We start from the raw sequence: 20,753 nt of genomic DNA on the forward strand, positions 1-20,753 counted from the left end.
GGTGGAATAACCCTGTCGATTCCCTCTGACAGCATGTGTTGCAGCAAATCAAGGAGTGCAAGTGGCTGAAGTCAAGAAAGTTCTGGTCCCGGATATCGGGGATTTTGAAGATATTCCGGTCATTGAAATCATGGTCAAGCCTGGCGACAGTGTGCAGGTCGAGGACCCTTTGATCGTACTGGAATCGGACAAAGCCACTGTCGAGGTTCCTTCACCTTATTCCGGGATCATCCGGGAAATCAGGGTGCAAATGGGCAGCAAAGTCTCCAAAGACTCGGAGATCCTGACCATGGAAGTGGTCTCTGCAGAAAGCGACAATAAAACAACTTCCTCCCAGCCACAACCATCAGCCGGATCACAGCCTGCACAACCAACCCGGCCGATCGAAACAGGAGCCGGTCAATCCGAAGAGGAGCCGGCAGCCAAACCTGCTGCTACGACAGCGAAGCCGGCCACCCCCTCTGCCCCCGTGCAAATACCGGATCATACGATCGACCAGCACAATAAGATAATTCCCCATGCAAGCCCTTCGGTCAGACGATTTGCCCGTGAGCTGGGAGTGGATCTGAGCAAGGTAGTGGGAACCGGCCCCAAGCAGCGCATTCTCAAAGAAGACGTACAGGCTTTCGTTAAACAAGCTCTGACGGGTGGACGTAATGCCGGGGGAGGCACACTCGATTTATTACCGTGGCCACATGTGGATTTTGCCAAATTCGGGCCGATCGAACTGAAATCGCTGTCGCGTATCCGGGAGATCTCAGGTGCCAATCTGCATCGCAACTGGGTCATGATTCCGCATGTCACGCAGTTCGATGAAGCAGATGTCACCGATCTGGAAACGCTCAGAAAAAACCATAATGAAACCCGGCAAAACAATGGCACTAAACTGACCATACTGGCTTTCCTCATCAAGGCAGTCACAGCAGCGCTGAAAAAATTTCCGGAGTTCAACGCCTCTCTGGATAACAGCACCACGGAAAGCCAGCTCATCATCAAGCGCTACTACCACTTGGGTTTCGCGGCCGATACCCCCAACGGGTTAGTGGTTCCCGTCATCCGCGATGCCGATCAGAAAGGAGTAATCGGTATCGCCGAGGAGCTTACCAGACTGTCCTCACTTGCTCGTGAAGGCAAATTGAAACCGGGCGACATGCAGGGCGCAAGTTTTACCATTTCCAGCCTGGGTGGGATCGGTGGAACAGGCTTCACCCCCATTATCAACGCACCAGAAGTAGCAATTCTGGGTGTCTCGCGTGCAGGTCTGAAACCAGTTTACCAGAACGGACAATTTGTTCCGCGCTTGATACTTCCGCTTTCATTATCCTACGACCACCGGGTCATCGACGGTGCATCAGCCGCACGCTTCACTGCACATCTGGCCAGTATTCTGGCGGATATGCGTCTTGCCCTGTTCTGAAGTTGCCACACCGGCCAACACAGCCCACCTGATGACACATTGACCGGCAAATGGCTGAAATAACCCGATACTCACTCACTGGAATTTATGGCGGAACGTTTGATCCTATTCACTACGGACATCTGAGAATAGCGGAAGAACTGGCGGACATTGTGGAGCTGAACCACTTGTTTTTTTTACCGGCGGGCCGACCCCGTTTGCGTAATTCCCCTTTTGTAGCTGGTGAGCATCGCGTTGCCATGTTGCAAGAGGCCATTCGCGGGAATACCCGATTCTCGGTAGATGACCGTGAAGTCAGGCGCCCCGGAGAAACCTATAGTGTCGAGTCACTGCGGGAAATCCGACAGGAATACGAAGCAAGCGAGTCTGTTGCACTGTGTTTCATCACAGGTACCGATGCCTTTATCAAGCTGCCGTACTGGCATCGCTGGCGTGAGTTATTTGAATTGTGCCACCTCATCATCGTCAATCGCCCCGGATCCGTTCCGATCAGATATCCATCCGATCTGCCTGATGAATTGCGGGGTGTCTGTCAGGATCGCTGGACGACCATGGCCGATGAATTGAAAAATTCTCCCGTTGGCCTCATCTTCACAGCACCCACAACCCTGCTGGATATTTCATCTACATCAATCAGAAATATCATCGCTTCAGGAAAGAGTGCACGTTATCTGCTGCCTGAATCAGTACTCAACTATATCGACAAATATGGCTTTTATGCCGGAGGAAAATGAAATCACCTGAAAAATTGCTGGAAACGGCAATCATGGCCCTGGAAGACCTCAAAGCCAGCAATATCCATGTGATGGATGTCAGCAAGCTGACTTCGTTATGCACCACCATGATCGTAGCCAGCGCCGATTCCACACGCCAGACCAGAGCACTGGCCAGCCATGTACAGGAAAAGGTAAAAGCAACCGGCAGCATGGTTTACGGAATAGAAGGCGAACAAACAGGGGAGTGGCTGCTGGTCGATCTGGGAGACATCATCGTCCATATCATGCAGCCGGCCATTCGCAGTTATTATGATCTGGAAGGACTCTGGTCGGAACAGGCCTGGCGGTCGCCTCAGGAAAACTCTGCTGTATACGGCTGATTTACAACCGTGAAAAGTGCGATCCGTTTCAGAGTTGCATGCAGTTTCTTCGATTGATACGCTACGATGGTTTTCATGCATGCGCTCATCTGAAACATGAAATTCCATATCCTGGCCGTTGGAAACAAAATGCCGGACTGGGTCAGGAAAGGGTATACGGAATACTGCCAGCGCATGCCCAAAGAAGCCGAGTTGCTGCTGGTGGAAATCAAACCGGAAAAACGCGTTGGCAGCAAGAATACCAGGCAACTGCTGCAGGCTGAAAGTGAACGCATCCGGACCGTTCTGCCGCCTGGATGCCATATTGTCGTACTGGATGAAACAGGCAAGCAGGCCACGACCATGAAGCTGGCAGAAATGATGGATCGCTGGATGGGATCCGGCCAGGATGTCGCGTTCATCATTGGCGGAGCTGACGGGCTGCATCAGGATATCAAACAGATGGCCCATGAAAAGCTGGCATTGTCCGCCATGACCCTTCCACACGGGCTGGCCAGAGTATTACTGGCGGAACAGCTTTACCGCGCATTTTCCATCAACCGCAATCACCCCTACCATCGTGCATGACTCGTCATCCTGAGGTAGAGTTCAGGTTACAGATATTTTTCATACCGAACCCCTGCAAAAATAGGGCCTAGATCCGATCTGAACAATGATTACCCCAGCTGGCAATTGTATTTATCTGGCATCGCGCAGCGCCCGCAGACGCGATCTGCTCAAGCAAATAGGAATCAGGCACAACATACTGCTCATGCGGGAAGCTTTGTCCCGGCCGGCAGATGTGGATGAAACCCCGCTTCCGGAAGAATCTCCGGCGGATTATGTCTACAGAATCACGCACACCAAAGCGGAAGCTGGCTGGTTACGGCTGAAGCAGCGCGGCTTGCCCCTTTTGCCCGTTCTGGCTGCAGACACCACCGTTGTACTGGATGGCCGTATCCTGGGAAAACCGCAGGATATCGGGCATGCAGAAGAGATGCTGCATGCCCTCTCCGGCCAGGAACACCAGGTTTATACTGCTGTCGGGCTGACTTTCCAGGGACAGACCAGATTGCGCTTATCGACAACCACCGTTCGGTTCCGCGATATCAGCCCGCGCGAAATTCAGGCCTATATCGCCAGTGGCGAGCCTCATGACAAGGCAGGTGCCTATGCCATCCAGGGAAAAGCGGCCGCTTTCATCATCAATATCGACGGGAGTTACAGCGGTGTGGTCGGGTTACCGCTATTTGAAACTTCCCAGTTACTGGAAGAAACAGGAATATCTGTTTTTTGAGCAAACATAACTACCGGACCCCAGTCTGATATGAGCAGTGAGATTCTCATCAACGTCACCCCCCAGGAAACACGCGTTGCCATCATCGAACATGGCATCACCCAGGAATTGCACATTGAACGTACCAGCAGCCGAGGCATCGTAGGCAACATTTATAACGGACGTGTCAGCCGCGTATTACCAGGCATGCAGTCCGCTTTCATCGATATCGGCCTGGAACGGGCAGCCTTCCTGCATGTAGCGGATATCCACGAATCCAGCCAGAATGATCATCACAAACCGATCGAGCAGCTCCTTTCAGAAGGCAGCAACATCCTCGTGCAGGTAGTGAAAGATGCAATCGGTGTGAAAGGAGCGCGGCTCTCCACTCAGGTCAGCCTTGCCGGACGTTTACTGGTCTACCTGCCACAGGAATCCTATATTGGTGTCTCACAGCGCATCGAGGACAATAGTGAGCGCGAATCGCTACGCCAGAAATTACAGAATATCCTTCCACCCGATTCCACCGGCGGCTATATCATTCGAACCATGGCCGAAACAGCCGAGGAGCCGGAATTACAGGCCGACATCGTTTATCTGCACAAGCTCTGGCAGGATATCCAGAAAAAATCACTTACCATCTCTTCCCCTTCCCTGCTTTACCAGGATCTGGATTTGAGCCTCCGGGTATTACGCGACTTCGTCAATGCCGACACCTACCGTGTCCGGGTGGATTCGCGCGAGACATTCCAGAAACTGACCACTTTCGCCCATGAATACATGATGAGTGATCTGGAAAAAATCAGCCACTATATCGGGGAACGGCCATTGTTCGATTTATATGGTGTCGAACAGGAAATCGAGAAATCACTGGCACGGCGTGTGGATCTGAAATCCGGAGGGTACGTCATCATCGATCAGACCGAAGCGCTGACTACGATGGACGTCAACACAGGTGGATTCGTCGGAATACGGAATTTTGATGACACCATATTCAAAACCAACCTCGAAGCCGCTCAGGTAATTGCACGGCAGCTGCGCTTACGCAATCTGGGTGGCATCATCATCATCGATTTCATTGATATGGATCGTGAGGAACACCGTGCTGCAGTGCTGGCCGAATTCAACAAAGCCCTGCAGAAAGACCGGACCAAAATGACCGTCAACGGCTTCACTGCACTGGGGCTGGTCGAAATGACCCGCAAGCGCACACGTGAAAGCCTGGCACAAATTCTTTGCGAAACCTGCCCCACCTGCCAGGGACGTGGAGAGATCAGGACGGCACAAACCATCTGCTATGAAATTTTGCGCGAACTGTTGCGAGAATCCCGGCAGTTCGATGCCAAGGAGTTTCGTATCCTGGCCTCACAACCGGTGATCGACCTTTTCCTGGATGAAGAATCCCAGAGCCTCGCCCAGCTGGGGGATTTCATTGCCCGGCCGATAGGATTGCAGGTAGGCGCGTCCTATACACAGGAACAGTACGACGTGATCCTCATTTAAATATCCTCTCTGCGACAAAATGTCGCATTGTATACCGTGTCGGGTTGATCTAAAATTCTGAACAAAGCGACCAAGATATTGATAATCGTTATCAGTTCTGATAGCATTCTAAAGTTGGTATCCAAGGATCCCTGATCCAAGTAATTCAGGCGTTTTAGTTTCAGTAATTTCAATCAGTTAACCCTGAAATCGCGTAACTCATAAACACACATATATCGTATGACTAAAATTCGTCATAAACCGGCCCTTACCGGTCTTTCCCTTGTCAGCTTCCTGGTTGTAGTGGCAACGCATGCTGCTGTACTCTACGGCTTGTGGCATCATCGCTTCAGCACCACGACCCCGGATACGATCACGCTCTACGCACAATTCATTGCCCCCCCTGAAAAACAGGAAGAAGCTGCCAAAGCGCCCAAGGTGGAATTGAAAGCGGAGCACGCGCCTCCCCAGGTCAAACCCACACCCCCGGTCAAAAAAGTACAGCCGCAGCCCAAGCATCAACTGGTCGCCAAAACACCTGCCGTTACGCCACAGGAATATGTTGCCCCTCCCCCTGTTGAAGAACATGAGCCTGAACCGGAACCAGAAAAGAAAACAGTCAGTGAACCGGTCATAGCAGCAAAACCCGCACAGATGCCGACAGGTCCCGTTACCCTGTCTTCCGAACTCTCTGTGTCCTGTCCGGATCTGGCCAGTCCTGCCTATCCTGCTCTGTCCCGTCGTCTGGGTGAGGAAGGAAAACTGGTGCTTCAGGTGGAACTGGATGAAACGGGACGGATAGGCAAAGCCAAAATCGTCCAAAGCAGCGGTTATTCAAGACTGGACAATGCTGCTCTATCGGCTGTCAAAACCTGGCGTTGCCGGCCGGCAACGCGTAATGGCCACCCTGTACCGGCAGTTGCCCTGCAACCTTTTAATTTTGTTATCGAAGGAAGTTAATTGATGGAAAAAGCGCTTGGTTTCTCTAATTTTCTGACACAGATCGATCATGTCGGAATGTGTGTGCTGGTCCTCCTGCTTGCCTTGTCAGTAGCAAGCTGGTATCTGATCGTCACCAAAAGTATCAGCAATACGATTGCTTCACGCCGTGCAAATGCTTTTCTCAAGCATTTCTGGAATATTGATACCATTCCGCAGCTCGAAACCGAGATCAGAACCATGACCGGCAATCATGCATTCATCCAGCTGGCCAAAACAGCACTGGGCGTTACAACGGATTCCCAAAAACACGGACTGGAAAAACTGGCAGCAGCTGGCGGTATCAACGAGCTGCTCACCCGTTCACTGCGTAATAGCCTGGATCAGGAAGCTGCACGTATTGAAAATGGCCTCACCATCATCGCTTCAGCAGGCTCTGCAGCACCGTATATCGGTCTGTTCGGGACAGTCTGGGGAATTTATCATGCCCTGATCCAGATCGGTCTGTCCGGCCAGGGCACTCTGGACAAAGTAGCTGGTCCGGTAGGTGAAGCACTGATCATGACGGCACTGGGTCTGGCAGTCGCCATCCCGGCAGTACTGGCTTTCAATGCCTTTACACGACGCAACCGGCTGTGGATGGCCCAACTGGACAGTTTTGCACATGATCTTTATACGGTTCTGACGGTAGGCAGCAAAGTAGGCGGAGAAAACAGTGAGAAAGCCCCTCTGAAAGTCGTTACAACGACTTCGCAGCGCAGTGCCCCGGCAGCTGGACTGGCAAATGCAGCAGCAGGTATCACTGGCGGAGAGGGACACTAATGGCTTTTGGCGATTCATCCCGTTATCAGAGCAAGACCGCCATGTCTGAAATCAATGTCGTACCGTTGGTGGATGTCATGCTGGTACTGTTGATCATCTTCATGATTACCGCACCACTGCTGACACACTCGGTCAAAGTCGATTTGCCCAAGGCATCCAGCTCTCCCAATCTGACCCAACCGGAACACATCGAATTTGCCATACGTGCAGATGGCAGTTTTTACTGGGGGGGAGAACCTGTTACGCTGGACCAGCTACCTTCACGTTTTGCCGCGGCAGTTGAACAATCCCAGCAAACCGAGTTACATATTCGTGCTGATCGCGATACACACTATGAACTCGTAGCCAAGGTCATGAGTATTGCTGCTTCAGCCGGGTTGGCACGTATCGGTTTCGTTACCGATCCGACTGGTGAACAACAACCCTGACAGTCCTCAGCATCAGATTCTGCATTCGTTTCTTCCCGCCATCATTCATACCTGGCTCATGCTTGACAACTGGGCCGGGTATGAAACCAGTTCAAGCAACGTCTGATTCAAACTGCATTTTTCGGGGCCGGGACATTTAGCCCGGATCCCGTTCTTTGCGAATGCTGCCGGAACGTTTCAAACAGGCAAATCCCGGCACTGACTGATACATTCAGGCTTTCGATACTACCGCTCATGGGAATGCTCACCAGCAGATCGCATGCTTCCCGGGTCAGGCGACGCATGCCCCCGTCTTCTGCACCCAATACCCAGGCGAGAGATCTTGTCAGCGTGACAGAATCTAGGGTATCAGGCGCATCAGCAGCAGTTCCAACAACCCAGAGACCCATCTCTTTCAGTTCTCTCAGTGTTCTGGCCAAATTAGTCACTGCAAAAAAAGGGACGGTATCTACCGCGCCACTGGCGACCTTATGAACCGTTGCTGACAAACCGACCGCCCGATCCTTGGGAACCACTACCGCATGCACACCAAATGCATCTGCCACGCGCAAGCATGCTCCCAGATTGTGCGGATCCTTGACGCCATCCAGCACCAGTAACAATGCCGGCTCGGTCAATCCTTCCAGTAAATCTTCGAGTGTAGCGTACCGGCGCAACTTCGTAACATGGGCTGCTACACCCTGATGGCGAGTAGTGCCCGTCATTTTGCACAGTCGATCCTGTTCACAGAGAATCAGGCGAGTAGAAGTGGTTTCAGCCAGACTCATCAGATCACGCGCCCGCTGATCATGCCGATTGGTATCCAGATAAATTTCCTTGATGCTGTCCGGATGCTGACGCAAGCGACTGGTAATGGCATGGAAACCAAAAATATATTGAGAATGGGTCATGTGCTGTAAAAATTGGGAGAGTGAATGTTACCTGCTGGATTTCTTGCGTACGCTGTTATCTGCAAGGATGAAATCGATCTTGCGCGTCGCCAGATCGACCCGGACCAATTTTACCTGCAGCCTGTCACCCAACCGGAAACTGATTCCACTCCGCTCGCCGCGCAGTACATGCTTGACTGCATCATAATGAAAATAATCACTGGGCAGTTCTGAAATATAAACCAGACCCTCGACATAAATCTCATCCAGAGTGACGAACAGTCCAAAGGCAGTTACTCCTGTGACCACACCCCCAAAGCAATCGCCAATTTTATCCTGCATATAAAAACACTTGAGCCAGGATTGAACTTCTCGCGTAGCTTCATCGGCACGCCGCTCCGTTTGCGAACAATGTTTGCCGATTTCATGCCAATCACCCGGTTCATACTGTTTATCCGCAAGTACTGCCTTGATGGCACGATGCACCAGCAGATCCGGATAACGCCGGATGGGTGAAGTAAAATGAGTATACATTTCATAGGCCAGACCAAAATGCCCGATATTATCCGGATTGTACATAGCCTGACTGAGCGATCTCAACATCACCGTCTGCAGCAATTGTGCATCTGCCCGTTCCTTGATGCGATCGAGTATCCGGGCATAGTCCCTGGCCTGGGGGTTTTCACCGCCACGTAACTGCAGGCCAAACTCTTTCAGAAAATCCCGCAGTGCTACCAGCTTTTCATCAGTCGGCCCTTCATGTATCCGGTATAAAACGGGTTGCTCGTGCTTCTGCAAAAAATCAGCCGCGCACACATTGGCCGCCAGCATACATTCCTCGATCAGACGATGAGCATCATTACGCTTTACCGGGTATATCTGCTCGATCTTGCCCTGATCATTGAAAACCATTTCTGTTTCAATGGTTTCGAAATCAATTGCGCCCCGCTTTACGCGGGATTTGTGCAACACCTTGAACAAACGGTACAACAATTGAATATGTGGCAGCAGTTGTCTGTGTTCTTTGGCAACCGCCCCTTTTGGCTGATCCAGCAGTTCGGCAACGATGTTATACGTCAGGCGCGCGTGAGAAAGCATCACTGCCGGATAAAAACGATATTCGACCAGTTCTCCTCTGGCCGTCCAAAGCATTTCACATACCATACACAGGCGATCTACCTGCGGATTGAGTGAACACAATCCATTGGAAAGCACTTCCGGCAGCATCGGAATGACCCGCCGCGGGAAATAAACTGAATTACCCCGATTGAATGCTTCTTTATCCAGAGCATCCTGATCGCGGACATAATGGCTGACATCGGCAATGGCAACAAACAGCCGGTAATCCTTTCCTTCCTGACAACAATAAACAGCATCGTCAAAATCCCGTGCTGTTTCACTGTCGATCGTCACCAGCGGCAGATGACGAATATCCTCCCGTTTAGTGAGATCTTTCTTCAGAACTTTCTGGGGAAATTTGACAGAAATAACTTCCGGTGGAAATTCGTGGGGTAAATCAAACTTGCGCAACGCGATTTCGATCTCCATGCCTGGCGCAGCATAATCCCCCAGGATCTCGATAATATGTCCAATCGGCTGGGCATGCTCCCTTGGCTGCTGAATGATGCGTGCCACAACGATCTGCCCGGCATGCGCATCCATGATATTTTCCTTGGGGATGAGAATATCCTGGTTGATCCGCTTATCTTCAGCCACGACGAAGAAAATACCGTGTTCTTCGAATAATCTTCCGACCAGCTGCGTATTGACGCTCTCCAGAACCCTGATGATTCTGCATTCCCGCCGCCCCCGCCGATCCACGATATTGGTGACCCTGGCAATGACGCGATCACCATGCAGCACTTTGTGCATCTCTTTGGGAGTCAGGAACAGATCAGTGCTGCCATCATCCGGAATCAGAAAACCAAAACCATCGCTATGGCCTTGAACAACCCCTTTTACGAGTTCCAGTTTTTCGGTTACACAAATATCGCCCTTGCGATTACAGATGATCTGCCCTTCACGAATCATCGCAGCCAGCCGGCGACGAAAGAATTCGGATTCTTCTGGTGTAATATCCAGCAGTTTCAATAGTTTGGATTCACTGATCGGCACCCCCTGTTTATCCAGTACTTCCAGGATGAATTCACGACTGGGCAGCGCTTGCCCGTAACGGGTCTGCTCACGTTTAAGAAAGGGATCGAGTTCACGAAGCTGATTTTTCTTGTTTCTTTTTCTCTTGATTGACAAATCGAAGGTTTCCTATAGAATTTACGATCTTTCTGCGCCGGCCTTGTTTAGCCCGGTTCCCGCAGAATCGGCTGACGGCAGATCAGCACAGTAATGATCAGGATAATGCCCAGATGGCGGAATTGGTAGACGCGCATGGTTCAGGTCCATGTGCCTTCGGGTGTGGAGGTTCGAGTCCTCTTCTGGGCACCAGAAATGGTCATAATAAATGACCGGAAAACTTTCCTGATAAATCTTCCTTTCGGAACTATACCAAAATCTGACAGCATACGATTCCCGTTATGAGCACGGGTTGTATCGGTATCTCTGCAATACGGTCACTTCAATCCTCCCAGGGAAACAAAATTACTGCTTTACTGCTCCTGTGATTCAGTCATTTTTCACAACGGTATTGAATTTTACGCTCACTCCCCTCACGTTCTGCCGCAATATCCGCCTGCTCATTCTGAGCATTCCAGCCAGCCTACTGCTGACCGGATGCGTGATGGAAGGTAACGCACTCTGTACCGGCGCACCGATCATGACGATCGAAACCCGGGGAGGAGGCAGTGAAGACATTGCTGTGCTGCCATTGGACCCGACCGATAATATCACCCGGCTTTTCATCCGTGAACGATGCAATGATAGCAGCGACCCGGAATGTAAAACAGGTCAGTGGCGCTTGGGCAGTGTCGATATTTCCCGGGAAAACACACCGGCATCCACACGGTATGCATGGCGCCCCGGAAACGATGCCAGCGAAGATGACTTCGAACCATTGGGAATGTCACTGGTACCTGGCAACACTCCCGGAGAAGGTACACTATTCGTCATCGACATCGCCCGGCCACAGTCGGTACGTATCTGGCAGCTGGACATCAGCGGCGGTGAAATCACTAAAGCAACGCTTGCGACACCAGCCGATACCCAGACCGGCGCCCGACTTACCTCAGCCAACAGCCTTCAGGCCGTCCGCAATGATGATGGTGAGAGTTTTCATCTTACTATCACCCGATTTGATGAATATGGCCTGCTGCCATTCAGGCCAACTCCCTGGCCCGCCCTGGTACGAATCAACAATGGAGTGATCCAGCCTCCCCCGGCTCAGGATTTCAGAAACGCCAATGGCATCATCCGGCCCTGTGCCGGTTGCGATCTGGTCATTGCCAGCTACTGGGAACGCAGACTCCGCTTCGTCTCAAAAGAAAATGGTGAAATCGGTGAATATGCCTCAGCAGAACTCCCCATACGGCCCGACAATCTCCGGCTCGATGGTGAACGCATCCTTATTGCAGGCCAGCGCCGGGTCGATCTCACCGCACTGAACCTGCTGGTATCGTCGCACATCCCTTCCCCCTCCGCTGTCTACGCCATCGATACCGGGTCGCTCGGCCCTGATACCGTGCCTACACTGCTATGGGAAGGTGGATGGAAATACGGCCATTCAGCAGCAACTGCTGTCGCCCTGCCGGGCAACCGCCTTGCCATCGGCCAGATCAATACGCCTGGCATACTTGTTGTCGACTGTTCGCCTTAACCCCACCTCCGTCTGGCAATTTGCCCTCATGATGAATTAAAGTTAAAATTCCAGGTTTTTTAGAGGTTATATTCAAATATCCTCTTTTTCCGCAAACCTGCTGCGATATGATACGAATACGATCGTACCCGCAAGATTTCTCGCTCAGATAAGTTAGGTACGTTTATTTTCTTTTTATTTGATTTTCACTGTCAGGATCAGGCTGCCGGCTTTCATATAGCCGCCCTCGATCTGGCTTGTTCGGACGGTATGTCCTGTTTACCACTTTTTCGTGGAGATGCGTCATGCGTGTTCTGCCTTATATCCATTCCACCTCTGTAGTTGATGCTACTGTATCGCCGCGTGGTAAACACCTTGTGACACGCGCAATGCCGGGATTGCACCTCATCGGTGACCTGTTCGGCTGTCGTAATGGCGCCGATTTGATGACGGATACTGCTGCACTTGAAGCTTTCTGTAAACAAGCCGTCGCCGATGCCGGCCTGACCGCCGTCGGCAGTCTGTTCCACAGCTTTGGCCCAGGTGAAGGAGTAACCGGCACGATCATGCTGGCTGAATCACATCTGGCGCTGCACACCTGGCCAGAAGATAATTATGTCACTCTCGATGTATACGTATGCAGTTACAGCTGTGATAATTCTGCCAAGGCCGAGTGTCTGTTTAAAACACTGATGCAGGCATTTCAGCCGGCCGATCCCCATCTGCACCGTGTCGTACGTGCATGAGCACATCTGAACGCCCTCCCTCGCCTTCCAGTATGGCAGGGGATTTTGCTGTCGAACCTCTCTCACCGGATTTCGGTTTTTATTTACGCACCACAGAATTACTGGCTGAACGTCATTCGCCCGTGCAGCACATCGAAATCGTGCAGACACCGCTATTCGGGCGGGCCATGCGCATCGATGGCTGCTTCATGACTTCGGAGCAGGACGAATTCTTTTACCATGAACCGATGGTACACCTGCCCGCCATCACCCACGGCGATCCACGCCAGGCACTGGTCGTCGGCGGTGGCGATGGGGGGACAGCCTATAACCTGCTGCGCTACCCGAACATGGAACGCGTTGTACTGGCTGAGCTCGACCGTGATGTCATCGATATGGCGCGCGCGTGGTTACCCAAAGTGCACCGCGGTGCTTTTGAGGATCCGCGCCTGGAACTGCATCTGGGGGATGGACGCGCATTCACTGGAAACTGTAAAAACCAGTTTGACCAGATCGTGCTGGACCTCACGGATCCTTTCGGTCCCGCCATATCTCTGTATACACGTGATTTCTACCGTGCCTGCCGGCGTGCACTCAAACCGGGCGGTGTCCTGTCATTGCATATCCAGTCACCAATCTATCGCAGCCCGATAATGGCACGCCTGCTGGCATCATTACGCGATGTATTCGGTGTAGTACGTCCGTATCTGCAATATGTGCCGCTATATGGCACCTTGTGGGCAATGGCGATGGCATCTGATTCTGCAGATCCGTTGTCGTTGTCTGCCATCGAGATCGATGCGCGCCTTACGCAGAACGGCCTGACCGATCTGAAGCTCTACAGCGGCGATACCCATCACGCCCTGCTGAATTTGCCCCCTTTTGTACAGACTCTGCTGTCAGAACCAGCTGACCCGATCGATGATGGGGACAGCCTGGATGACGTCAATCTGGATCCGCGTGAAGCCGGCAAGCTCAAGCTGATACAGACATGAAGCGATCATTTACGATCGTACTGCTGCACTCGGTTTGATCGCCAATCTATAAATCCATCGATCCGATGGTTCTCCAGTAATTCAACGGCCGATCCGGCCAACCCGCTCACAAGCAGGAAAAAAACCGCAACTTCAGCTGTTCGTCAGGCAAACGCAAGTCGAGGCGGTCTATATTCACCCCATGTGGAGATCGACTGTCATACGCTGTTCAATCCTGTTCATTCTCGTTTTATGGGTCGCAATGCCTGACTGTAGTCAGGCGCACGATATTGCCATCAACCTGGGAGAAGCCGAACATCTGGCACAAGCACGTGCTGCGCTGGATGCCGCGCTGGAAATCGCCCCTCCCAGGGAACAGGAATCTGCTTCATGATGCAACCTAAATATCAAAAAATGATTGCTATCACTCTCATTCTGGGAAGTGCAATCGCAGGCATCTCCGGCTATTTTCATTCCCGGCAAGCTGCTGTCCACTCGGAAACCAACAATACCGATTCCAGTCACAATCCCGACCATCTGGTATTTCCAGCCAATGCGCCCCAACTCGCCTACGTCAAGACAAGCCAAGCCGTCATATCGCCATTACCGGCAAGCGAACCGCTGACCGCCAGACTGGCACTGGCTGAAAATCATACCGCCCATATCATTCCTGCAGTCGCAGGCCGTATTTTGCAACTGCACGCTGAAATTGGCGATCAGGTCAGCATGGGTACCCCCCTTGCGACACTGGATTCGCCGGATTTTGGTGCTGCCCTTGCCGATCTGCACAAAGCAGAAGCAGATGTGTTGCGAAAGCAACTTACCTACAAGCGGGCACAAGAACTGCTGGCGGGTGACGCTATCGCCCGACGCGACGTTGAAAGTGCCAGAGCAGAATGGCAGATTGCAGCGGCAGAAACAGAACGTGCCCGACTACGAATCAGGAATCTGTCTCCAAACAGCAAAATTCAAAATGAACAACTCGTATTGCGTGCACCTGTTGCAGGCATCGTAGTCGAGCGCCAGGCCAACCCGGGCACGGAAGTCCGCCCGGATCAGGGTGTGCCGCTGTTCGTCATCTCCAATCTGTCCCGCCTGTGGGTACAAGTCGATGTACCGGAACGCCTGATTGGCCGGGTACATACCGACAATCCACTATTACTCTCGTTCGATGCATTTCCTGGCGAATCCTTCTTTGCCACCATCACTCGCATCGCGCCCCAGCTCGATCCAAACGTTCGCCGTGTCCAGGTACGTGCCGAAATCGACAACCCGGATGGACGCCTTCGCCCGGCCATGTTTGCCCGCGCCCGACTGGCCGATTCACAAGCTGTCAATGTCATCCGACTGCCTGCGGTATCGGTGATCACCCATGGAATTTATCCTACGGTTTTCATTGAAACGGCTCCTGGTCAATTCGTCCAGCGACAGATCCGTATCGCTTTCCAGGATGCCGAATCTGTCTGGCTCGAACCGGAGAATAGCAGCGTACAAGCCGGTGAAGAAGTCGTGACCGACGGCGCCATGTTGCTTGCTTCTGAACTTGCCGCCGGTAACTAACATGCTCAGCCGTCTTATTTCATTCTCGATCAAACAGCGACTGTTCATTCTCGTCATGGTAGGAGCCCTGCTGGTGGCAGGTATACGTGCTTTCATCGAACTGCCGATCGAAGCTTTTCCCGATGTGCAGGATGTACAGGTACAGGTCATCACCCAGGTTGTCGGCCAGGCACCGGAGGAAGTCGAACGCAGCGTCACCATCCCGATCGAACGGGAAATGAGCGGCATCCCCCAAATGACCCAGTTACGTTCGGTTTCCATCACCGGATTATCGGTCATCACCATGATTTTTGCCGATGGCACCGAGGATCGTCTGGCACGTGCACAAGTCCTGGAGAAACTGCAAACTGTCGATCTGCCGGATGGCGTAACGCCCACTCTGGGGCCACTTACCACTGCCGTGGGGGAAATTTACCGCTATGTGGTGGATGCTCCGCCCAATCTGCCGCTGTATGAAGTCCGTGCGATCCAGGATTGGATCATCCGGCCGGAATTAAGACGTGTACCGGGTGTGGCAGATGTCGTCGGCTTTGGCGGATCAGTCAAGGAAATCCAGGTTGATGTGGATCCGAATGCGCTGCGCAAATTCGGGCTGACACTGGACCAGATCAGCCAGGCACTCCGTGAAAACAATGCCAATACCGGTGGTGGCATCATCCGCCGTGGCGGTGAAGGGCTGGTACTACGTGCCATCGGTCTCTTCCATACGGTCGAAGATGTAGCGGCCACCGTCATCATGTCACACGAGGGTAAAGCCATTACCGTGGGCGATGTCGCTACTATCGAAATCAGCGGGCACACCCCTCTCTCCGGCATCGTTTCCCTCGCTCAACAGGGCGATAATGGCAAGATCCTGAGCCAGGATTCAATCGTCGAAGGGATCGTGCTGATGATAAAAGGCAGTGATCCAAGCAAGATCATCCAGACGCTCAAGACCCGGGTAGATGAACTCAACAGTCAATCCAAGCTCCCTGAAGGCGTGCACATACGCCCGATCTACGAGCGTACCCAGCTGGTGGACCACACAGTAGCTACCGTCGGGGAAAATCTCCTTCTCGGTGCACTGCTGGTAGTGGCCGTACTGATCGTATTCCTGCGTGACTGGCGGACTTCTCTGATCGTTGCCTGCATCATTCCACTGACATTGCTGTTTGCCTTCATCATGATGAATGCACGCGGCGTATCAGCCAACCTGATTTCACTGGGTGCAGTCGACTTCGGCATTATCATTGACAGCGCCGTAGTGCTGGTGGAAGCGCTGATGGTACGGCTGATGCTGCGGCAAGAGCCCGGATCCGGGCAGGATACCGCCAAATGGCGCATCAATGCGCTGCGGCAGACCGCCATCAATCTCGGTAAGCCCATCCTTTTTTCAAAAGCGATCATCGTTCTTGCCTTTGTACCGATATTCACCTTCCAGCGTGTGGAAGGCAAAATCTTTTCTCCGGTAGCCTTCACCCTTTCTTTCGCGCTGATCGGCGCCATCATCCTGACACTTACGCTGGTTCCCGCGCTGCTCTCCTACCTGCTGCAGCGCAGTTCCATATCCGAACTCCACCTCGCCTGGATGGAACGGCTGAAAACCGGTTACCGGAAACTGCTCGACTGGACGGACACGCGTCCCCGTATCATGGCCGGAATTACCATCGCTTCACTGGCAGGGGCACTCACCCTGCTGCCGGTGATCGGTACGGAATTCCTGCCTAAGCTCGATGAAGGAAACATCTGGCTGACAATCGCACTCCCTCCTTCCATCCACCTGGAGCAATCGAAAGAAGTAGAGCGTGCAATACGGGCCAAGCTGATCACCTATCCGGAAGTCAAGACTGTCGTAGCTCAGGTCGGCCGGCCGGACGATGGCACCGATCCCAAAGGAGCCAATAATCTGGAAATTCTGGCTGATCTGAATCCTCGCAGCAGCTGGCGTTTCAGCTCCAAAGAGAAACTGGTGGCCGACATGTCGCACTCGCTCAAGGCCATTCCGGGCCTGCCCACCAATTTTTCACAAATCATCCAGGATAACGTCGAAGAATCCCTGTCCGGCGTCAAAGGTGAAATCGCCATCAAGGTATTCGGCCCTGATCTGGAAATCCTGGAGGATAAGGCTGAACAGATCGTTACCCTGCTCAATCATATCCGTGGCGCAGTCGATGTAGCAGCCATCAAGGTCGGTGGCCAGACCGAGGTGACCGTCACGCCGGATCGGCAAAAGCTGGCGCGTTACGGTATCAGCATCGCGGAAATCAACACTCTTTTTCAGACTGCATTCGGTGGCAGTGCAATCACCCGTTTTTATGAAGGTGAACGGCGCTTCAACGTCAATCTCCGGCTGGCGCCGGATTATCGGCACACCATCACCGATATTGCCAACCTGCAGATCGCCATTCCGGGCAGTACAGGTGCATTCCTGACACTGGGGGAACTGGCCCGTATCGACGTGCGCCAGGGCGCCTCCCGTATTGCACGCGAAGCAGGCGGCCGTGCCGTTTCGGTCAAAGCCAATCTGATGGGACGCGACCAGGGCAGTTTTGTCAGTGAAGCCCAGAAAAAGGTCGCCGAGCATGTGCACCTGCCACCGGGTTACCGCATCACCTGGGGCGGGCAGTTCGAAAATCAGCAGCGTGCGATGAAACGGCTGATGATCATCGTTCCTGCCAGTCTGCTCGGTATTTTCGTATTACTGTTCTGGGCGTTCAAATCGCTGCGCTCGGCCTTCATCATTTTACTGATCGCTCCACTCACACTGATTGGTGGCCTCACCGGACTGGCCCTCTCCGGATTGCATCTTTCCATCTCGGCTGCCGTCGGATTCATTGCGGTATCGGGTATCGCGGTGCAGAACGGCGTGATCATGGTCGAAGAAATCGTCGGACTGATTCATAAAGGACAATCATTCGCCGAAGCAGTACGGGAAGGCGCGGTGCTGCGTTTGCGCCCGATCCTGATGACCGCGCTGATGGCGGGCCTCGGGTTGTTGCCGGCAGCACTTTCTCACGGCATCGGCTCGGAGACCCAGCGCCCGTTTGCGGTCGTCATCGTCGGCGGTATCATTTCCGCCACTTTCTTCACACTGGTGCTGCTGCCGCTGATGTTCAACCGGCTGGCACGGCCCAAACATACGAAACCCCGGGAAAATCCGTAAAAAGAGACGGGCTGCAGCAGGCCCAAGCATAATCTTTCACAGTTTGCCGGAAACATCGGGTGTTACCATGGAGCTGACTGGAGGAAAGCAATGCGTATTCTGGTTGTCGAAGATGACTCTCTGGTGGCAAGCGGCATCAAGCAGGGACTGGCCAATGCGGGCTATACCGTGGATGTGGCACGAAACGCCGCAAGTGCTGAACGCCATCTCCGCGAAGAAAATTTTGATCTGGCCGTGGTAGACATCGGTCTGCCGGATATCGATGGATTGACCCTCGTGCAGCGACTGCGTCACCGGAAAATGCGCCTGCCCGTACTGGTGCTGACGGCACGCGGCAGCATGGAAGACACCATTGCCGGCCTCGATATCGGCGCGGATGACTACATGACCAAACCGTTCCGCCTGCCGGAGCTGATCGCCCGTATCCGCGCCCTGATCCGCCGCGCCCATTCGATTACCAGTACTGAATTGCAGCATGACCGACTGGTTCTCAATACCGGCAGCTATACAGCAACACTAAACGACCAGCCGCTTTTACTTACCCAGCGAGAATGGATGATTCTCGAAACCCTGCTGATGGCCTCTCCCCGCGTAGTCAGCAAGGACAAACTGCTGCAGAACCTGACAGGCTGGGACAAGAACATTACTCCCAATGCCATCGAAGTCCATGTATCACGTCTGCGTGCCAAGATCGCCCCGGGTGGGATCGAAATTCGCACGGTTCGCGGCATTGGCTATCGTATCGACCAGAGCCACTCATGAAGAAATCCGGCTTTTCTCACCCACTGGGTTTACGGCAGCGATTGCTGCTATGGATACTTCTTCCCCTGATCGCGGTCTTCATCGGCAGCATCCTGTTCGATTACCGCCTGGCGCAGGAAACTGCCGATACCGCCTATGATCATTCCCTGAATAACGCCGCACTGGATATTGCGGCTTATATTCAGACTGTCGGGTTGAGCCCCAAACTGCGCCTGACGCCGGAAGCAGAAGCCATGCTGCGTCATGACGCAGTGGACAAAATCTTCTTCGCTGTTCGCGACTCCAATAAACAACTGCTGATCGGTGATGCCCAGCTGCCGGCTTACCCCGGAGCGATCCACAAACGACCGGTATTCATCGATGATGTCTACCAAGGCGAAAAAATCCGCGCTACCACGCAGCTCATCATGGTCGATGCCAATGAGATCACCATCACCGTGGCTGAAACCATGCGAGAACGCGAGCACGCCAGCAACCGGATACTGGCAGCAACGATCATTCCCAATCTGATCATCATCGCTGCAACGCTGCTAGTGATCTACTTTGGCGTGCGACGCGGGCTGGCACCGCTGGTACATGTCGAAAACCAGATCGCCAGCCGCTCACCCCGTGATCTGCGTGCGCTCGACATCGGACACGCGCCACGCGAAATTCGCCCGATGCTTACCCGGCTCAATGAACTGTTCGAATCGCTGCGTACAGCGGCAGCCGCCCAACAGCGCTTCCTGGCCGATGCGGCCCACCAGCTGCGCACGCCCCTTGCCGGTTTACAAACCCAGATCGAACTGGTAGCGGCCGAAGGAAAATATGTGCGCAACGATGAACGGCTGGCGCGTATCGAGGAAGCAGCAGAACGTATCGCCCATCTGGTTACTCAGTTGCTGATCTATGCCCAGACTGAGCCGGCAGCTTCCGCCAACCAGACTTTCCACCCGGTAGCGCTGCACGAACTGGCGGAAAGCGCGGCCTCGACCTTCATCGACCGTGCCCTTGCCAAAGATATCGACCTCGGCTTCGAAATCCAACCGGCAGTCGCTGAAGGAATTGCCTGGATGCTGCGTGAAGCCCTGGGTAATCTGATCGATAACGCACTACGCTACTGCCCTGCCGGTAGCACGATCACGGTTCGCAGCGGCGTCCATTCCAGCCGGCCCTGCCTGGCCGTGGAAGATAACGGGCCCGGTATCCCACCTGAAGAACACAAAAAGGTATTCGAGCGCTTCTACCGCATTCCGGGATCGATCAGTGGCGGCTGCGGCCTGGGCCTGCCCATCGTTCAGGAAATTGCCCATCTGCATGCTGCCACTATCACTTTTTCCAGACCGGCAAATAGTGGTCTGACAGTTACACTAACCTTTCCTGAAAATCACAGAGAAAATACCTAACTAACAGAAATTTGATGACGATCATCGGGAAACGATGAAATACAGACCAGACAAAGTAGAAAAAAGGATGCCTGTCAATTTACAAAAGGGCTGTAAAAAGACAGGCAGAAGTAGAGGAGGAAGCAACTACTTACCGGTAGAGCACGCTGCTT

19 protein-coding genes and 1 tRNA gene are annotated in these 20,753 nt (G+C 53.1%); 18 read left to right on the forward strand and 2 right to left on the reverse strand.

Features of this window, described 5'->3' with window-relative positions; all coding sequences use genetic code 11:
- Window positions 1-25: 25 nt before the first annotated feature.
- The 9 genes from aceF (at window position 26) to HRU73_RS08860 (ending at window position 7,439) form a co-directional block, all read left to right on the forward strand.
- A complete protein-coding gene (aceF, locus tag HRU73_RS08820) occupies window positions 26-1,417 on the forward strand; it encodes a dihydrolipoyllysine-residue acetyltransferase (protein WP_287400055.1) in 1,392 nt (463 codons plus the stop codon).
- Window positions 1,418-1,467: 50 nt separating this feature from the next.
- Window positions 1,468-2,151: a nicotinate-nucleotide adenylyltransferase gene (nadD, locus tag HRU73_RS08825; RefSeq protein ID WP_287398445.1), complete on the forward strand. Its 684-nt coding sequence runs from the start codon at window positions 1,468-1,470 to the stop codon at window positions 2,149-2,151.
- Complete coding sequence (gene rsfS, locus HRU73_RS08830; protein ID WP_011110993.1) at window positions 2,148-2,513, forward strand: ribosome silencing factor; 366 nt, start codon at window positions 2,148-2,150, stop codon at window positions 2,511-2,513. The genes nadD and rsfS overlap by 4 nt, the downstream gene beginning before the upstream one ends.
- Before the next feature lie 96 nt (window positions 2,514-2,609).
- On the forward strand, window positions 2,610-3,080 hold the full coding sequence (rlmH, locus tag HRU73_RS08835; protein WP_011110992.1) for a 23S rRNA (pseudouridine(1915)-N(3))-methyltransferase RlmH: 471 nt from the start codon (window positions 2,610-2,612) through the stop codon (window positions 3,078-3,080).
- 85 nt (window positions 3,081-3,165) lie between these two features.
- The gene (locus tag HRU73_RS08840) at window positions 3,166-3,789 is read left to right on the forward strand and encodes a Maf family protein (RefSeq protein ID WP_281870748.1); all 624 of its coding nucleotides are present in this window, start codon (window positions 3,166-3,168) and stop codon (window positions 3,787-3,789) included.
- Window positions 3,790-3,819: 30 nt separating this feature from the next.
- Window positions 3,820-5,271: a ribonuclease G gene (rng, locus tag HRU73_RS08845; RefSeq protein ID WP_074671179.1), complete on the forward strand. Its 1,452-nt coding sequence runs from the start codon at window positions 3,820-3,822 to the stop codon at window positions 5,269-5,271.
- A 219-nt stretch (window positions 5,272-5,490) separates the two neighbouring features.
- Window positions 5,491-6,210 carry an energy transducer TonB gene (locus HRU73_RS08850; RefSeq protein ID WP_276679142.1) on the forward strand — a complete coding sequence of 240 codons (720 nt, stop codon included), beginning with the start codon at window positions 5,491-5,493 and terminating at the stop codon, window positions 6,208-6,210.
- 3 nt (window positions 6,211-6,213) lie between these two features.
- Window positions 6,214-7,011, forward strand: coding sequence for a MotA/TolQ/ExbB proton channel family protein (locus HRU73_RS08855; protein ID WP_287398446.1), 798 nt, complete (start codon window positions 6,214-6,216; stop codon window positions 7,009-7,011).
- A complete protein-coding gene (locus HRU73_RS08860; RefSeq protein WP_011110987.1) occupies window positions 7,011-7,439 on the forward strand; it encodes an ExbD/TolR family protein in 429 nt (142 codons plus the stop codon). The genes HRU73_RS08855 and HRU73_RS08860 overlap by 1 nt, the downstream gene beginning before the upstream one ends.
- A 107-nt stretch (window positions 7,440-7,546) precedes the next feature.
- Here the strand turns inward: HRU73_RS08860 and rlmB are convergent, their stop codons facing one another.
- Window positions 7,547-8,329 carry a 23S rRNA (guanosine(2251)-2'-O)-methyltransferase RlmB gene (gene rlmB / locus HRU73_RS08865; protein ID WP_287398447.1) on the reverse strand — a complete coding sequence of 261 codons (783 nt, stop codon included), beginning with the start codon at window positions 8,327-8,329 and terminating at the stop codon, window positions 7,547-7,549.
- A gap of 27 nt (window positions 8,330-8,356) precedes the next feature.
- Window positions 8,357-10,558: a ribonuclease R gene (gene rnr / locus HRU73_RS08870; protein WP_281870743.1), complete on the reverse strand. Its 2,202-nt coding sequence runs from the start codon at window positions 10,556-10,558 to the stop codon at window positions 8,357-8,359.
- Window positions 10,559-10,665: 107 nt separating this feature from the next.
- Here rnr and HRU73_RS08875 point away from each other — a divergent pair.
- The 9 genes from HRU73_RS08875 (at window position 10,666) to HRU73_RS08915 (ending at window position 20,601) form a co-directional block, all read left to right on the forward strand.
- Window positions 10,666-10,750 (forward strand) — tRNA-Leu (locus tag HRU73_RS08875).
- A gap of 199 nt (window positions 10,751-10,949) precedes the next feature.
- On the forward strand, window positions 10,950-12,074 hold the full coding sequence (locus HRU73_RS08880; protein ID WP_287398448.1) for a hypothetical protein: 1,125 nt from the start codon (window positions 10,950-10,952) through the stop codon (window positions 12,072-12,074).
- A 284-nt stretch (window positions 12,075-12,358) separates the two neighbouring features.
- Complete coding sequence (speD, locus tag HRU73_RS08885) at window positions 12,359-12,799, forward strand: adenosylmethionine decarboxylase (RefSeq protein WP_011110983.1); 441 nt, start codon at window positions 12,359-12,361, stop codon at window positions 12,797-12,799.
- Window positions 12,796-13,773 carry a polyamine aminopropyltransferase gene (speE, locus tag HRU73_RS08890; RefSeq protein WP_287398449.1) on the forward strand — a complete coding sequence of 326 codons (978 nt, stop codon included), beginning with the start codon at window positions 12,796-12,798 and terminating at the stop codon, window positions 13,771-13,773. Before speD ends, speE begins: the two co-directional genes overlap by 4 nt.
- A gap of 181 nt (window positions 13,774-13,954) precedes the next feature.
- Window positions 13,955-14,146, forward strand: coding sequence for a hypothetical protein (locus HRU73_RS08895; RefSeq protein ID WP_281870741.1), 192 nt, complete (start codon window positions 13,955-13,957; stop codon window positions 14,144-14,146).
- On the forward strand, window positions 14,143-15,312 hold the full coding sequence (locus tag HRU73_RS08900; protein WP_287398450.1) for an efflux RND transporter periplasmic adaptor subunit: 1,170 nt from the start codon (window positions 14,143-14,145) through the stop codon (window positions 15,310-15,312). Before HRU73_RS08895 ends, HRU73_RS08900 begins: the two co-directional genes overlap by 4 nt.
- A gap of 1 nt (window position 15,313) precedes the next feature.
- A complete protein-coding gene (locus tag HRU73_RS08905; RefSeq protein WP_287398451.1) occupies window positions 15,314-18,454 on the forward strand; it encodes an efflux RND transporter permease subunit in 3,141 nt (1,046 codons plus the stop codon).
- A 90-nt stretch (window positions 18,455-18,544) separates the two neighbouring features.
- Window positions 18,545-19,216: a response regulator gene (locus HRU73_RS08910; RefSeq protein ID WP_287398452.1), complete on the forward strand. Its 672-nt coding sequence runs from the start codon at window positions 18,545-18,547 to the stop codon at window positions 19,214-19,216.
- Window positions 19,213-20,601, forward strand: a complete 1,389-nt coding sequence (locus tag HRU73_RS08915) for a sensor histidine kinase (RefSeq protein ID WP_287398453.1) — start codon at window positions 19,213-19,215, stop codon at window positions 20,599-20,601. Before HRU73_RS08910 ends, HRU73_RS08915 begins: the two co-directional genes overlap by 4 nt.
- Window positions 20,602-20,753 lie beyond the last annotated feature (152 nt).

The sequence above is a fragment of the Nitrosomonas sp. H1_AOB3 genome, assembly GCF_015709435.1.
GTDB classification, from domain to species: Bacteria; Pseudomonadota; Gammaproteobacteria; order Burkholderiales; family Nitrosomonadaceae; genus Nitrosomonas; species Nitrosomonas europaea.